This is a genomic window from Thiolapillus sp. (assembly GCF_048562965.1).
Taxonomy (GTDB): domain Bacteria; phylum Pseudomonadota; class Gammaproteobacteria; order Chromatiales; family Chromatiaceae; genus Thiolapillus; species Thiolapillus brandeum_A.
This window is the reverse complement of the sequence record NZ_JBHNMF010001557.1, coordinates 1-559: the sequence shown is the minus strand read 5'-3', so window position 1 is coordinate 559 and position 559 is coordinate 1. Positions and strand designations below refer to the sequence as shown.

Sequence of the window (559 nt, the reverse complement as noted above, 5' to 3'; positions counted from 1 at the left end):
TTTTGAAATTGGATGATATTCTTTGCCATGTCCGCCACCTCACTAAGACACTGATTCTATGTATGTTCTATTATAGTCCAATTTCTGTATGCGTGGCTGAATATCGTGGGTAATCAAGTAAGTTAATGGCATTGATACAAGCGCTATTAGGTATCGGTGGTTTTATCATATTCATGGGGTATGGCATTCTGCAAATAGTTGCAGGATATGTCGGTATTGATTATCACTTTGGTGCTGTATGGGCTGGCGTAGCCATCGTCGCGGCTTTGATGTTCCGCTTTACCTTGCCTATTACAATTGGCGCGTTCTTTGGCGCAATGGATGTTTGGGGTTGGCACTGGGGTTGGGCAGCTTTGTTTGCAGCTCCTGGTTTAGCGTTCATTATTCCTGCCGTCATCATGTCAATAATTGAAGGGGTTAAAAGATAAAAATGCCAAAAGTAATCTTATTTATTGCTGCTGGTATGCTATTTATTGGAGTGCTCCCATTACCATATGGCTATTACATGTTGCTTAGGTGTCAAGTCCCGATAGATCATAAACCGCTGCCAGCCATGGAG

2 protein-coding genes are annotated in these 559 nt (G+C 42.6%); both read left to right on the top strand.

Annotated elements, in window-relative coordinates; genetic code table 11:
- Window positions 1–125 precede the first annotated feature (125 nt).
- Window positions 126–428, top strand: coding sequence for a hypothetical protein (locus ACOCD2_RS25490; protein WP_293689716.1), 303 nt, complete (start codon window positions 126–128; stop codon window positions 426–428).
- 2 nt (window positions 429–430) lie between these two features.
- The coding region (locus tag ACOCD2_RS25485; RefSeq protein ID WP_368857518.1) for a DUF6804 family protein at window positions 431–559 on the top strand (129 nt) is incomplete at its 3' end.